This window comes from Collinsella sp. AF39-11AT (assembly GCF_003474585.1).
In the GTDB taxonomy this organism is placed as follows: domain Bacteria; phylum Actinomycetota; class Coriobacteriia; order Coriobacteriales; family Coriobacteriaceae; genus Collinsella.
Genome location: NZ_QROG01000003.1, coordinates 96,257 through 109,161 on the forward strand (window position 1 = coordinate 96,257; position 12,905 = coordinate 109,161).

General features: G+C 48.3%; 13 protein-coding genes. All 13 read right to left on the minus strand.

Annotation, left to right across the window (positions count from 1 at the left end; all coding sequences use genetic code 11):
- Positions 1-120: 120 nt before the first annotated feature.
- The 13 genes from DW037_RS02360 to DW037_RS02415 all read right to left on the minus strand — a co-directional run bounded on the left by DW037_RS02360 (position 121) and on the right by DW037_RS02415 (position 12,904).
- Positions 121-774: a ribbon-helix-helix protein, CopG family gene (locus tag DW037_RS02360; RefSeq protein ID WP_118218784.1), complete on the minus strand. Its 654-nt coding sequence runs from the start codon at positions 772-774 to the stop codon at positions 121-123.
- Positions 775-1,936: 1,162 nt separating this feature from the next.
- A complete protein-coding gene (gene mihF / locus DW037_RS02365) occupies positions 1,937-2,248 on the minus strand; it encodes an integration host factor, actinobacterial type (protein WP_118372762.1) in 312 nt (103 codons plus the stop codon).
- A 31-nt stretch (positions 2,249-2,279) separates the two neighbouring features.
- Positions 2,280-2,714 (minus strand): hypothetical protein, encoded by a 435-nt coding sequence (locus tag DW037_RS02370; RefSeq protein ID WP_118218788.1) that lies wholly within the window; start codon positions 2,712-2,714, stop codon positions 2,280-2,282.
- 45 nt (positions 2,715-2,759) lie between these two features.
- Positions 2,760-3,398 (minus strand): hypothetical protein, encoded by a 639-nt coding sequence (locus DW037_RS10480; protein ID WP_147352002.1) that lies wholly within the window; start codon positions 3,396-3,398, stop codon positions 2,760-2,762.
- 62 nt (positions 3,399-3,460) lie between these two features.
- Complete coding sequence (locus DW037_RS02380; protein WP_044998682.1) at positions 3,461-3,838, minus strand: zinc ribbon domain-containing protein; 378 nt, start codon at positions 3,836-3,838, stop codon at positions 3,461-3,463.
- 1 nt (position 3,839) lies between these two features.
- Positions 3,840-4,613, minus strand: a complete 774-nt coding sequence (locus tag DW037_RS02385) for a ParA family protein (RefSeq protein WP_158571914.1) — start codon at positions 4,611-4,613, stop codon at positions 3,840-3,842.
- A complete protein-coding gene (locus DW037_RS10575) occupies positions 4,591-4,875 on the minus strand; it encodes a hypothetical protein (RefSeq protein WP_158571916.1) in 285 nt (94 codons plus the stop codon). Before DW037_RS10575 ends, DW037_RS02385 begins: the two co-directional genes overlap by 23 nt.
- 259 nt (positions 4,876-5,134) lie before the next feature.
- Entirely contained in the window at positions 5,135-5,578 is a 444-nt protein-coding gene (locus DW037_RS02390; protein ID WP_008370749.1) for a single-stranded DNA-binding protein, read from the minus strand.
- Positions 5,579-5,802: 224 nt separating this feature from the next.
- Positions 5,803-6,651 (minus strand): Fic family protein, encoded by an 849-nt coding sequence (locus DW037_RS02395; protein WP_118372765.1) that lies wholly within the window; start codon positions 6,649-6,651, stop codon positions 5,803-5,805.
- Between the two features lie 217 nt (positions 6,652-6,868).
- Positions 6,869-8,257 carry a hypothetical protein gene (locus DW037_RS02400; RefSeq protein ID WP_147352003.1) on the minus strand — a complete coding sequence of 463 codons (1,389 nt, stop codon included), beginning with the start codon at positions 8,255-8,257 and terminating at the stop codon, positions 6,869-6,871.
- 80 nt (positions 8,258-8,337) lie between these two features.
- A complete protein-coding gene (locus DW037_RS02405; protein WP_118372767.1) occupies positions 8,338-9,684 on the minus strand; it encodes a hypothetical protein in 1,347 nt (448 codons plus the stop codon).
- 3 nt (positions 9,685-9,687) lie between these two features.
- A complete protein-coding gene (locus tag DW037_RS02410; protein ID WP_158571918.1) occupies positions 9,688-10,980 on the minus strand; it encodes a DEAD/DEAH box helicase in 1,293 nt (430 codons plus the stop codon).
- Positions 10,981-11,098: 118 nt separating this feature from the next.
- Entirely contained in the window at positions 11,099-12,904 is a 1,806-nt protein-coding gene (locus DW037_RS02415; protein ID WP_118372769.1) for a hypothetical protein, read from the minus strand.
- Position 12,905: the final 1 nt, after the last annotated feature.

The window sequence follows — 12,905 nt, forward strand, 5'->3', positions numbered from 1 at the left end:
CATCTCCTTTCGATTTTAAGCAGTAGTTATAACTGAACGTTCTCAGATATATAAAATCATTCCTTTCTTTTTTCAGAAGCCATTTTTAAAATTGCGAAACTGATCTAGCTGCGTTCCGTCTTAAAGATTTCTGTTGTCTGGTTCATCTGCCAGATAGTCGTGGGGAACATAGTCAACGTGATAACGCTTTTCAAGTTCCTCGATAAACCGGTCGACCTTTCGGGCGTTTTGGTAAACCTTTTCAAGCGTTCGGAAAACAGCTTTCTCATTGTACGCGGGAAGCCCTTGGGCGTTCACGAAGTACATCAGCTGATTGAGGTTCGTTCCTTCCTTCAATAACTCGTGATGAAGCTTTTCAACTTCAGCGATATCGAAATTGAATGATTCGATCTTTCCGTAAATTGCGCTGCGGCGAACCAGTTCGCTTACAGAGATGCCAAGCGCCTCCGCACGTTGCTCAATTGCCTTCTTTTCTGGAGCAGTGAGCATTACTTGGAACGGAATACTCCTTTTTTCAGAAATGGGCTCGCCACTTTCATCAGTTTCACGCGATGCTTGTGCTCTTCTGTAATTCTCCTGTTGCTTATGGAGAGCCTTTTTCTTCCGACCGAGAACTTGCATTTCATCATCAAGATCATCGAGTGAGATTTCCCGATGAATCAACACAGATCGAATCAACTCTGCTTCCGTACAGCCGGCTTGTTCACAAAGTTGTTGATAGATCTCCTTCTCTTCAGGAGAAACACGAGCCTTTACGAATTCATTTCGTGCCATTTTTCTCCTTTCTCCGGAGCGGCCTCCGGAAAAGTAAGCTAGAAATTGAGGATTGGCATCCGTCTCCTCTTGCTATGGTTGCTCAATTTCTTAGAAAGAGTGAAACCAACACGCAAAAAGCGTGCTGCAGTTCACTCTTTCCCTTTTCTCCGTGACAGGAGAAAAGCAAGATTCGTAAATCATGATAACAGGGACCACGGGCCCGGTTATCATGATTTACGTACATCTTGCAATCTCCGGAACGGTGATTGGGCGAAACGCAGTGTAGACGTGGAATGAGAGGCCTCATTCCAAGCGAGAGGCCTCGCGGCGTCGTAACTGCGTGAAGACCGTGAGCGAAAGCGAACTTTTAACGCGAGGGATGCCGAGTGTTAAGAGTTCGCTGTAGCGAGAGCGAAGCGGTACTGCGAATGCGAGGGATGCCGAGTATTTGAAGTACCGCGCAGCGGGCTCCGGGCAAGGCCTGGAGCGAATCGGTGAGAGGCCTCACCGATCGCGGAAGGTTTTGGCCGGAGCATCCGGCATCGTCGGATCTTTTCGTGATGGCTTCTGCTGAGATAGACAGCTTTCGACATTTCAATGACGCGAAGAGTCTTTAGTGAGACTCGTAGCGTTGTTGGACTGTCGAAAGGTGGCGCGATTTGAGTAGCGATACGATCAACGAATAGATTTTCACACGCCGCCTGCGGCGTCGATTTATCGCGCCCGTTGGGCGCTATGATATTGAATTCATCACATTTTGAATTGCAAGATGTCTTTAAGTATGTTTTGGAAACTTTTCAACACAGTTTCCGGTTTTCGATAATTTCAATGGCGCGGAGAATCCGAAGGGAGTAATTCGTAGCGCTGTTGAATTTGTCGAAAACCGGCTGCTCCATTTTTGTCATCAAAGCAAGCAAATTAAAAAACGAACTCGACTTCGCGATCTTCTACTCAATCCCTTTTCAAGACTCGCCATACTTTACGGCACTATCGATAAAGATATTTCTTAGATAGTAAGCAACTAAAACATAAAGTGAAATCAGCTATTACCAAGAAATCGTTTTGATCGTCACATTGGAAAATCTCGATTAAAAAGGGCTCCTCATTCGAGAAGCCCTAAACAGTTTTGATGTCCGATGCAATTGTACCCAGGCATCAATTTTAAATCTAACGGCATACCCTAACTAAGGTATTCAAGCAAAGCTTCCACCTGACGAATACCAAGTCCGCCAAGACGACGATTGCCTGGAATGTTGGCGTCATGCATAATCTTATCCGCCTTCGCGCCGCCAATGCCGGGAATGGTCTGAAGGAATTCCTTAACCTTCATTTTACTGACGAGCGGATCGTCCTTACGAGTCTTAAGAACAGAAGCCGGATCAGTTTTGCCGGACTTAATGTTCTCCTTAAGCTCTTTACGCGCTTTGCGTACCTGCGCTGCCTTCTCAAGCGCCTTTGCACGCTGCTCAGGTGTGACATTCGGAAGTGCCATGATATCTCCTTCTTTCAACTTCAAACTGTTTTTAATTCTTTTCCAAACCAAGATCGATTACAAACGGCGCAACTCGAAATCCGCCGCTCTTGCTCGGATCCTTTGATTCCTCGTTGTGCTTGAAGAGAATGCAAATATGATTCTTCAGATCACGTCCCCAGAGCTGCATAACATCCTTACCACGTCGACCGTCAGTACGCTCACTTCGAATCGTCTCATCCGAATCTCCGCCAATTTGACGGAACGTGATGACATAGCGCTTTGAAGACTCTTCAAGTACGACGCTAAGCACTTTGACGGTAATCTTAATAGAAGACTGCACGAGCATCGCAAGGGATTTCTCGCCTTTGGCGCGAGAAATCTTCAAAACCTCGGATGCAAGCTCGCACTCGCTGACCTTCTTTCCTGAAAGCATAAGCGAAAGATACGCAAGCTCGACATTGCGCCTCTTCTCGTTTTCCTCCATTAGTTCATCCTTTCTGTTATTGGATTTCGCAAGCGCTTGCGAAAATTAAACCTGATGATCACTGAGACTGCTCAAAATAAATAAAGGACTCTTCCAAATAGTTCCTGCTTTAATTTTTGCAAGAAGCCCCAACATAAATAGACTGAATTCGGAAGTCATTACATCACTTTCTGATTCAGGAAAACGCCAGACATGGATCGTTGCGTCCGGTTCAATCGACCAGTCTTTCAAAACATCTTGAAAGATAACGCCTCCGCGCTGCACGGTCAGATCGATTTCATGTTTTGTGACATGAAGCAATTCAAGATTGTCCGCACCATAAGTTATTCCGCTGTTGAAATAAATTTCAAACGTTGGATCGTAAAGCTCGAACCCGCCATCGCTTATGTTGCAAAGGAAATCGATAACAGTTTCTGGATCAAGCACTGTATCAGACTTCATTCCGATGCGAATCGTATCCAGAATGTAGTCCTCAATCTCTTGATTTCTAACTCGCGTCAAAGGACGTTCAAACGGCGATGCGCAATACGGGCAGAAATTCGGATTCGATGCAGATGGACTATTACTCTGACAATCCGCATCGGTTCCGAATTCCGTTATCCGATACGACCTACCGCAAATGGAACAAGTAATCAATCCACAGTTATTATTTTGTGCCAAATTGTAGGCGCTTAGCTTTTGCACCCTTCATCCACTCCCCTCTTTTTTCAACAGAATCGTCAGGACATCTTCTTCCTACCCGACTTCTAAATCTCCTTGCCGCAATCCGGGCAGAACTGCGCACCGACAGGAAGAATAGCGCCGCAATGCGGGCAAGGAGCAAGATCCTCCCAATTCTTCATGTCCCTATAAAGAGCAACCAGCACAACGTTATTCATACTTTCGTTCGTCTCCATGCAGTGGCGCTTCAAGAGACGATGAATATTCGCAGGCAGGCGAAGGTTGTAGCCGATCACGTCTGCATTCTTGTCGTATTTCGCACGACGAGGGTTATCTCCCTTTGCGAGAGAGTAGATCGCCGGCACAGAGGTGCTGCACGCATCGGCAACAGACTCGGCGGCAACCTCCTTGCGGATATCATCAGCCATGTCGAATGCGTCGGAAGTTTTCTTGCTCTTAGCCATTCTAGTAATCCTCTCCTTCAAGATACTCATTTACAAAGTCAGTAAAGTCCGCAACCGCGTTGCAGTTCGGATCGTAATCGAAAATCGAAACGTTAGCAGACTGCGCTTTATTTACAGCCTCGCACTTTCGAATAATCGTGTGGAACATCTTTGTGTTAGCGGCACGTGCGATCGATGGAAGCTCATTAACCACACCGCGCGAAAGACTCGTGCGACCATCAAACATGTTGACGACAATACCGGCAATGCGGAGATTCGGATTCAGACGCTTGTTGCGGCGAACCGAGTTGACGCATTTCTGGATATTGGTAAATCCTTTTAGGGATGAACGGTTCGGGATTACCGGAACGATCAGCTCATCCGCGGCAACCATCGCATTGCGCGTCACCAATCCAAGTGACGGCGGGCAATCAATGATTGCGTAATCATAGTCATCATCGATACCCTCCATTGCATCGGCAAGCATCGTAAGGCGCGTATCCAGTTTCGCCATATCGCTTTCGGCATTCGAAACAAGGACATCGCCGGGAATAATATCGCCACCGTCGAAATGTTTGATTCCGTCTTTCGCCGTGTAATCGAACGAAGTGAGAAGATCGTAAACCGTCACTTCATCCGTCGTGTCAATTTTTGCCTGTTGCGTTGCGTTCATCTGCTGATCAAGATCAACGAGCAGCGTGCGCTTGCCCTTACGATGCAGCCCCTCTGCAATCGCCATGGACAGTGCGGTCTTGCCGACACCTCCCTTGTGATTACAAATCGCAATCGTCTTCATTTTCCTCTCCCAACTTTCCTTTCCCATCAAGATCAAAATTTGATTTCGTTGCAGCCTTTTCCATCTCTGAAAGTAACTCGCCATCATGTGCCGCCTTGCACAAAGCTTCACAAAATACCATTAAAAGCGTTCCGAGAATCATCGAGGTGATAACAAGAACGCCCGTTTCGAAATGAACGAGACTATGTAGCACAAGGCCAATCAACACCATTCCCGGAATACCTAGAGCGATCCAAATCAGATTTTCTTTCAGCTGGTTCACAGGTTGATCCCTCCTTCCACAATACGATAATACCAACATGCGTATACTATGATGACAACATAGTACTTGTATTCACAAAACAATCCTATTGCCCAATCATTCAGCAATAAACCTGTCTAATTAACTTGAAGTTGGTATAATCGATGTGATGAGAGGGTGGCGGCGCTTTCCTTTTTGTTCTTGCGTCGGTTGCAAGTTTTTCCTTTCGCCACCCTCTCTCCTTTATCTATTACGCGTTATTTACGCGCAATGCAAAGGATTAGAACGGGATATCCTCATCGTAGACGTCCATCACTGCGGGAACATCCGGAACAACAGGCGTCTGCTGAGTCTGTGCCGCCGGCCTGTTAGCGGAAGCATTCTGAGACTGGTTCCCCTGGCTCATGAAGTCGATTGTATCTACGACGACGGTAAGGCGAGAACGCTTCTGACCGTCCTTCGTCTCCCACTGGTTAAAGCGAAGCTTGCCGTCAATGCTGACCTTCATACCCTTTCGAACGATACGGCCCACGGCCTCGGCACGCGTGCCGAACATGGTGCACTCGACGAAATTCGGATAGTCCTCCCACTGGTTGGTCTCGCGATTGAGTCGGCGATCGTTGACGGCAATACCGAAAGAGAGAACCTGCGTCCCCTTCGGAGTCATACGAAGCTCCGGATCGCGCGTAAGATGACCGGAAATGTTGACGCGGTTGATAGACATGTTCGAGGTCCTTTCTCCTCTTGGTTATTGACTGATACTAAGATACCACAACACTTCAGTATTACGCGTGAAAATGACGATTTTTTTTAAAGAAAAATAGGCAGAAAGAGCTGTTTATACTCCTTCCACCTATTTTCAGTTGGCGTAATGCGTCGTCATTCTGCTATTTAATTTTCCACCGATAGCGGAATTGCCTATCCGCCTTTCTTCTCAATTTACTGCGCCTACCGAGCATTAAAGTCATGATTTATCTCATCTAGACTGACTCTTCTACTCACAGTATCTCTCTTCTCTTTGAGCGACATCTGATGGGACCGATCTTCCCTCTGCACTGCACTCTCCCATGTCTTACATGTCTCCCGACGCAAAAAACCAATCAGCGGTTTCAGATCGCCCGTCATGTCGAAACCGTCCAGCGCCGCATAATAATCTTTCCGGTCTTCATCAAAGATTACGATCGGCGGATGGTTGTGCAACAGCAGATAGTAATTCATCATCGCCCTGCCAGTCCTGCCGTTCCCATCTGCAAAAGCATGAACGCCCTCAAACCTCGCGTGCCAAAATGCAGCTGCCACCAGCGGATTTTTATCTCCAAACTCGGAAACCTCATCAAGATCCTGTTGAAGGTCGTTCTCGATCTCATCTACAGGAGCGGCAACATCGTGCATGCCGACTCCCCATAAATCGTTTTTCTTGAATTTCCCCGGTCTTTCCCCAAGTTCCCAACGCCGCTCGTCGTAAGTGCCTTTTGTCAGTTCAAACTGCATCTCCCGAATGGAATCGAGCGAGATAGGTTTACGCTCGTCGAACCATCGGTACATCAGCTCACTTGCGTCTTTCAGATTTTTAATCTCGTAAAGCGTCCGCAGGTCTCCTGTGTAACCGCATACACGGCCATTCTTAAAAATCTCGTGCGTATCATGGTAAGTGATTTCTCTATTCTCGATTTTCCCTGAGTTGTAAGAGAATAATATTGCAAAATTTTCCAGGTGCGCTGCCAACTCAAGCGACGTAGCGATACTGTAACTGCGCCACAATTCCATAGTGCGATCGTATTGTTTATCTGAATTCATAAAGTCCTGCCTCTTCTTTTCAATTCGATATTTAGGGAATTCTCCCTTTTTATATTATACCATAATACTAACATATTGCATCATGTAATCTACGAAGCACTATCAAGTCGTCCTGCGAGTCGACGGCGAGTCGACTCGCAGGACGTATGGCGATGCGCTTTTCATGCGGTGCCCTACGGCACCTATGATCCGCTCCCCGTGGTCGCTGATAGATTTCCTAGACAGTGCTTCTTTTTAAACAGACAGTCAGATTGTCGCTATAGACTGGCTTGAATCCCGATTCCTTCAAATCTTGAATACCGACATCATTGATGCCGTAATTCAGTACAGCGTAATCCATTCCATAGTCATCGCAAATAGCCGATAGGCTTCCAGAAGAAAGCGCCTTTCCTGCCTCGGCAAGCACATTCTTCTGCCCGTTCTGCCCATTGAACACCTCAATTCTGGTATCAAGATACGGCTTGAACCCGTTTAGCTCCGCTCGGCATCCTGGGTCGATGTCCGTCAAGACTGCCGTCCCCGATACGGCGCCATCCTCTCTCATTGCCTGAAACGCCCTTTCAAGCGAGATGGACTTTTGATCGGTCGCAGACAGCGTGCTATAAAACAGAACCGCTCCTAACTCAAGTGCAACCACAGAGATTGAAAATAAGACTATCCTGCTTAACATCTTCGAGCTCACCTTGCATTTTGGCTCAAGCTTCCAGCACCACGTGCTGTAGACGATCATCAATATGCCAAGCAGCAAAAGTTCGTTTCGCCATGTCATCAGGGATAGAAAGAGCAGTCCTGAGATCATCATCGTCTCGAACGAAAATACCGTCTTTTTAAATCCCAAGCACTTGGCATGGAAGATCACCGGCATGACCGAGATAACAATGAGTATCACTGCCTCAACCGGAACGATGGAGAACATCGGTTTCAGTTCCGGCACGGCAACCGTGGCGACATCCGACGTGCCTATTGTCTTAAACGGAAGCGACAGCACGTCTAATCCGTATGGATTCAACATTGCGGAAGCGATCGTAAGTAAGATCGTCACAGCCAATGCGGCCCGCGCATTCGAATCCAGCTTACTATCTAATAAAGCGGCAAGCGGCAACATGATTGCGCAGGGCCAAAGCGCACCGTGCAGATTGGCTATAAAAATCCCTAGGAATGGAAAACCAAACAGAAATCTAATATCGCGGCTTTCAATATATTTCTCCATCAACTCCCAGGAAACAGCCAGGCACAAGATATCGAGCGCACGCGGTGTCGACCGAAGGCTATAAACGATTACCGCTCCGAATACGCATGAAACAGCACAGTGAAGAATGCGGTTTCCAGCTTTTGGAAAAGTTTGGTACCAAATGAAGAGAACCGCCACCATGTCCAACAGTGCAAAAAACAGCCGAACCGACATCTCTCCAAAAGTGTCGTAGAGAACTGCAACTAATATGCAGATAGGATATTGCTGGCAGATATAGGTCAATTCCGAATGGATCGATAACGGATCGGTTGTCGGCAGATGACCGTTGGCTATAATCCAACGGCCGGCGGCAACCATATACTGCGCATCGGTTATGAACAGCTCTCCTTGTAGGGAGCGAATGCTCAAAACCACCAGTAAGGCCGTCGATAGAATACAGAAGGAGAGAGATCGAACAGGTGTATGTTGAGACTTAATGTTGAGACAAAACACTATTAACGTTCTCCTGATACGGAAGGTGGAACCATGTATTCGAAGTGAAAACCCTTGTACTCCCAACCGCCCTCGATCGCACGCTGAAGATCGTACATACAACATTCATGCTCCCTCTCCAGCCAATCCTGCAAATCGGATAATGTATCGAATGTCTTCCCGGTCTCTCGACAGATTAAAGGCGTTTCCTTTAGCCTTTTCTTGAAATCCACGTCGTATCGCAAAAGCCTCCAAGTCAGACCGTCAAAAACGATTCCCTTCTTGCCTGAATTCAGCAAAGACTTATGGTCAAACCCGTGATAATTCGTTAGATCAAAAACCGAATAATCGCACCTTCCACGCTCATAGCAAATCACCGGCTGCATGTCCTTAATACGCTCGCCGGACTTCAGTTTGATATTTTTATTCCAATCATCCTTCCAAAACCATCGTTCACCCCTCCAGCAAGTCGTCTCGCTGGTCGGCTCGCCCTTCGCATCACAGATTGCAACGATCTTCTTCCAGTCGACATAACGTGAGCCGAATTTCAGTGCGTCGTGCACATCTGCGTACTCGCGCATCGTTGTCAACTCGATAACCGGACGAGCGCACAGCCTTTTCTCCTCCATGTAGGCTTCTTTTCTCTCTTCAAGGTTCTCACCGTTTGCCCAATGCATATCAAAGGCAGGGCATCCATGCCGTATGGCATCTCCGACCTTCTGAACAATCTCTTTTCGCGTTGCCCAGTCATATCCATCGGACCATATTGCAGCACAGATCTCGTCATAACTGTGATAGATGGTGTCCGTCTCAAGACAAATCATCTGCACATTCAAATCTACAATTCTTCCTACTTTCCCGTCCCAATCCCTCACATACGAAAACCTCTTATTCTGAGGCTTGACCTTGTTTTTCACATGGTCTAGAACTACCGACCTGCTTGTGCCGGCAGCCTTTGCCGCTGCGCCCGTAGTCGGGAACATCTCCCCCGTTTCCAATATGACGATCCATCCGGCAAGCCCTCGAATCTCTGTCAGATCCATATCCGGCGAATACATCGACTCAAAACAATAGAACTGATTTTTGATCGCGACCCATTTGCCGTTCTGGGCCATATTGCACACATCCGACATCCAGCCCTGGGTGATCCCAAGCTCTTCTTCCGCTGCACTACAGCTCGGCCACTTCTTGCCATCGTCGATTCGAACAACCGGTTTTGCCGTTCTGCGAACAGGGGTATCGAATGGAAACCCGGCTTCCTTCAACTCGGCAATCTGCTGCTCGGTCAGCTCTCCCGCGCGATAAAGGCGGCGAAGCTCATATTCCAGAGTCTTTTTCCGTTTGAGCTGGTCCTTTTTCCCGTCAGTCATCTGCTAAAGCCCCTTCCACAGCGCTATCTTCTCATCAATTGTCAGTTTCTCTGATCTTAATGCGAGCCGTCGTTCAAGGTTTTTTGCCAAATGCCTTGCGTCCTTCTCATGGTCGATGACCTTGAAAGCTGAAGGCGGAATGAGCTCTTTCGGATCATTTTCACCTGACAGCCGTGCGTAGCTTTCCGACATCATGTTTACAATCTGCTCAATCCCGATCATCTCGAAATTATCGACCAGATCAATAACCAACGGTTCGAAGTTGCCTGCGGCGGTCAATGCACGCCCAAGCTGCTGATAGAAAATCGTCGGCGACGAGGTACGACGTACCATAATGACGGCATCCACGCCCTTGATGTGAACCCCCTCGTTAAGCTGGTTGACGCAAAGCAAAAGCTTGATTGCGGTCTCATCATCGTCCTCTTTGAACCCATCGTATTCACTCGTTCCGAAGGGATTCGAGCTATGGACAACATAGGTATGAACGTTACCGTTTACTCGGGAAAACCACCGCGGGCACATCTTCTCGATTTCATTCAGCTCGAAGACATTCGGGCAAAAAACAATCACTTTCTCTATTCCCTCAAAGTACTTTTGAAAAATGGCCGGAAGGTTCGCTGCCCTGCTCGCGCAATCTCTCAACTCGTTAAAATCAGCCAGCAACTCTGCCCGCCTGCCTGCACTCTCTTCCTTTGCGATGCGCTCGCTGAGGTCTTCAATGTATCCGTTGATGCTGTACCCGGCGGTTACATACGTCGGGACAGGCAGGATGCCGAGAACCCAGCAATCCGTCAACGACATATATGAGGCGATATGACCATCAAAAAGTTCATCGGACATATCTCGGCCGCTATCGCTGTATCGAATCGAAGTCGCGCTCAATCCGATCAGATTGGCGTCGGGATTGCATTCGATAACCCCTTCAACACCACGGGACCACTGCGGTGCCCCCGTATGATGGAACTCATCGAAAATAACCGTATCGGCATGGATATCAAGATTTCCCTTTTGCGCTCGATGCATGGCGGTCTGATACGTCATGCGCTCGATGTTCTTGAATTCATGCTTCGGCAGCTCGCGCCTGATGGAAGCTTCCTGCTCCTGCTCGATATAAGTCGAGGGCGACATCCAGAGGATTCGCTCCTTCGGATGATCGAAGGCATAACGGTATGCTATAAACGCCTTGCCTGTCCCGGTAGGATGAATGATGCACGCACGCCTGGTCTCAGACAGCATATCCAGTAGTTTGCGATACGCCTTTTCGTTATGTGGATACAGTTCCAGTTCGTTCGGCATCTCAATCCCCTTCGTGCTCATGTAACCATGGTACTAGTATACCATAATGCTACGCAGAAACATAAAAGAAGGTACAATCTGGACAATTAACAGATTGCACCTTCTTGTGAAAGGGGGGTTATCGACGTGGAGTCCCTGCGGTATCCATGTGCTCCCCCGCGTGGCCGATCACGATCTTCTCCTCATCCCTGTCGATATAGAAGTGGAGCCGGAAGGCGGCCTTGATGTTCCTTCCCTTGACATGCGGCGAGATATCGATCTCATTGCCTTTGTACATCCGCTTGCGGAGCTTCATCAAGTTGGGCATGGCACAAGTCGTTCCAGACTCTCCGCGAGCCAGCTCATATCCGGTCCGTTTCTTGAACTCAGAACCAAGCCTGTCGTTCACCGTCTCCTTAAAACATAGATCCCAGAGCGTCGTCGCGACGGCAACCAAGATTTCCCACTCTTCCGTCAAAATGCCGTCAAATTTCTTGGCGCTCCTGTAGGCATCGGGAAGAATCACGATTCTGTCCGAATAGAGCACCTTCGCCAAATCAAGCAGCTGTGTAAGGTTTTCAGGCACTACCGTAAGCGCCTTGCGGATGCCGTTCAACGCATTGGCGTTTAGCTGCTCGAGCTCCGTCATTTCGAGCTTACGCTCGACGGCCCTCTTCTCGTTTTCAAGTCGCATCGCATCGCGCGTGAGCATGTCGATTTTTGCAGCCGCCTCCGAATTCGAAGTCTCCAGCTCGCTCGCAATTTCCTCCCAGTCCGCGATATCCTTTTGAAGACCGCTTATCTCATCGCGAAGCGAATCGACCGTTTCGTTTCCACCGGAATCGCCTTTCACCCGCTGCTTCAGCTTCTTAATCCGTGAACTGAGGCGTTTGGCCTCATCGATTCCATCTAACCATCGGACATCGGCGATACTCAGGATATCCCCAGCCACCCTGTCGCTCGCACGGCAGATCCCCTGACGAAGGACATTTATGAATCGGTTTTCACCGTGCCGCGTATATCGATCGATCAGATACTTGGCATAAGCCATCCCCATTTCATTGTCAGCTGGGACCGTGAGATCGACCGGCTTGCAGTAAATCTTCAGGCTTGAGCATTCCATGCCGTAATCATAAGCCGGCGTGTTCTTCAGAAATGCCTCTCGATAAGTGTTCATAAGGGCACGGTCGTGCCAGTCAAGGACATATATATCTGCCATCCCGAAAAGCTGCTTGGTCAGATTTTTCAAGTTCCTGACCGGCAGTTTCGATTCTTCGTCGGTGGTGATTAAGATCAAGGAAAGAGTTCGATTCGGATCGGTCAGATCCGGTATGAACTTGCTCGTCAATGTCTCGGAAGTCAGGTATATCGGCTTATCGTTCAAAAAAGTCGAGCCAACGCGAACGACATTCGCCTCATCGCTAAAAAGCATCTTCACAATCCGCGGCGTAGACGGTATCGGCGGCGCAGCCTCCCCAATGAACCCCCTGACGATATAACGGCTCAATTGGATGTTGACGATACAGGAATCGGCATTTCCGATAATACCGATCCTCGTATGCCAACGGCCATAGATCAGCCTGTGATCCTGTTCATCAAGCTCCATCGCCCACACGGCACAGCCCGGGACGCCACTGTTCCGCTTTGATGCAAGGGCGGTCTTTCCCTGTTCAAGTTCAGTTGTCCCATTCCAACCATCAGGTGTCGAATAGGTACCCTCTCGGAAAGAATCACAGTGCTCTTTCGATAGGACCTTTTTTTTCATTAGCCAGGAGATGACAGTCGAGATCACCGACTCACTGGCATTTTCATTATCGGTTCTGGTGATCGTCAAGCGTGTCGCGTATTGTCTATCCTCATCTACGATCGCGTTTACCAGCTGAAGCTGCTGTGCGGCTATACCCGCATCAAGGACGGTTGAATCTAATCCGGCTGTCTCCAGCACA

Bases quoted from the DNA above. Each gene is read 5' to 3' on its own strand.
- DW037_RS02390 (WP_008370749.1), bottom strand. From the start codon at position 5,578: ATGTCTATCAACCGCGTCAACATTTCCGGTCATCTTACGCGCGATCCG.
- DW037_RS02380 (WP_044998682.1), bottom strand. From the start codon at position 3,838: ATGGCTAAGAGCAAGAAAACTTCCGACGCATTCGACATGGCTGATGAT.
- DW037_RS02385 (WP_158571914.1), bottom strand. From the start codon at position 4,613: ATGAAGACGATTGCGATTTGTAATCACAAGGGAGGTGTCGGCAAGACC.
- DW037_RS02405 (WP_118372767.1), bottom strand. From the start codon at position 9,684: ATGACTGACGGGAAAAAGGACCAGCTCAAACGGAAAAAGACTCTGGAA.
- mihF (WP_118372762.1), bottom strand. From the start codon at position 2,248: ATGGCACTTCCGAATGTCACACCTGAGCAGCGTGCAAAGGCGCTTGAG.
- DW037_RS02395 (WP_118372765.1), bottom strand. From the start codon at position 6,651: ATGAATTCAGATAAACAATACGATCGCACTATGGAATTGTGGCGCAGT.
- DW037_RS02360 (WP_118218784.1), bottom strand. From the start codon at position 774: ATGGCACGAAATGAATTCGTAAAGGCTCGTGTTTCTCCTGAAGAGAAG.
- DW037_RS02370 (WP_118218788.1), bottom strand. From the start codon at position 2,714: ATGGAGGAAAACGAGAAGAGGCGCAATGTCGAGCTTGCGTATCTTTCG.
- DW037_RS02410 (WP_158571918.1), bottom strand. From the start codon at position 10,980: ATGCCGAACGAACTGGAACTGTATCCACATAACGAAAAGGCGTATCGC.